Below are 1537 nucleotides of genomic sequence, written 5' to 3'. Positions count from 1 at the left end.
TTCGCCCGTACAGTTGTCAGTTGTCAGTTGTCAGTTGCAAATAAAAAACAAGTAACTACTGATTCTTACCAATTACCAATTTATGTACCTAACGCGAAATGCAGTACCGAAATTGCCTACTTTTAAACTCAAGTTACCTTATGCGGGGGAGAAAAAGGGCAGCTATCAAGTTAAGCAACCATTACCGGGATTTCCGAAAATGCCTTTATCTCTGCAATTGCGGGGATATCAACGTCAAGCTGTGACTAGCTGGTTTGCTAATCATGGTCGGGGGACATTAAAAATGGCTACTGGTAGTGGTAAAACTATTACTGCATTAGCGATCGCTTGTGAATTGTACCAGCAAATTGGTTTACAAGTCTTGTTGGTGGTGTGTCCCTATCGTCATCTTGTTACCCAGTGGGGTAGAGAATGTGAGAAATTTAACTTACAGCCGATTTTAGCCTTTGATAATTTACGCAGTTGGCAAAGTCAACTTTCTACACAAATCTATAATCTGTGTTCTGGTTCTCAAGATTTCGTGACGATAATTACCACTAACTCGACTTTAATTGGTGATGGTTTTCAGACACAACTTAAATATTTTCCGCCGAAAACGTTGATTATTGGTGATGAAGCTCATAATTTAGGCGCACCGAAACTAGAGGAAAGTTTACCCCGAAATGTGGGTTTACGTCTAGCTTTATCAGCCACACCAGAAAGATATTTTGATGATGATGGTACAGAATCTTTATTAGATTATTTTGGTCATATTCTCCAACCTGAATTTAGTTTACAGGATGCGATTTCTCAAGGTGCATTAGTTCATTATATCTATAATCCGGTATTGGTAGAATTGACAGAAACGGAGAGTATCGCTTATTTAAAATTAACCAAAAAAATTGGGCGTTCTCTCCTTTATCGAGATCGAGATATGGGGGAAATGGGAGATTTTGAAGACAACGAAGATATCAAATCATTATTAATGCAAAGGGCGCGGTTAGTTGGCACTGCAGAAAATAAATTAACAGCCTTACAAGAGTTAATGGCAACTCGTCGAGGAACTACCCATACATTGTTTTATTGTAGTGATGGTTCTCAAGAAATCGGACAACGTTATTCTCTGCGTCAACTCAAAGCTGTTGCTCAAATTTTGGGAGGAGAATTAGGTTATAAAGTCAGTACCTACACAGCAAATACTTCTTTGGAAGAAAGAGAAATTTTACGTCGTCAATTTGAAAGTGGAGAATTACAGGGTTTAGTCGCAATTCGGTGTTTAGATGAAGGTGTGGATATTCCCGCTATTCAAACCGCAGTAATTTTATCAAGTTCGGGAAATCCCCGGCAATTTATCCAACGTCGGGGACGGGTTTTGCGTCCTCACCCTGGGAAGGAACGGGCAACAATTTTTGATATGATTGTTTTACCGCCAGATTTAGATAGAGAAACTATTGAAGTAGAACGGAATTTATTAAAGAAGGAATTACGGCGGTTTGTGGAATTTGCTGATTTAGCTGATAATGCTGGGGAAGCAAGAATGAAGTTATTAGCATTGCAA

General features: G+C 39.0%; 1 protein-coding gene. It reads left to right on the top strand.

Going from position 1 to position 1537, the window contains the following annotated elements; genetic code table 11:
• Window positions 1–82 precede the first annotated feature (82 nt).
• Window positions 83–1537 (top strand): DNA phosphorothioation system restriction enzyme (locus tag FJR06_RS17940; protein WP_168651951.1); only part of this gene is annotated, 1455 nt, incomplete at its 3' end.

Origin of the sequence: Dolichospermum sp. UHCC 0352, from assembly GCF_009711925.1 — a bacterium.
Classification (GTDB): Bacteria; Cyanobacteriota; Cyanobacteriia; order Cyanobacteriales; family Nostocaceae; genus Dolichospermum; species Dolichospermum lemmermannii.
The sequence above is the reverse complement of the archived record's forward strand: the minus strand, read 5'-3'. Positions and strand labels throughout refer to the sequence as shown.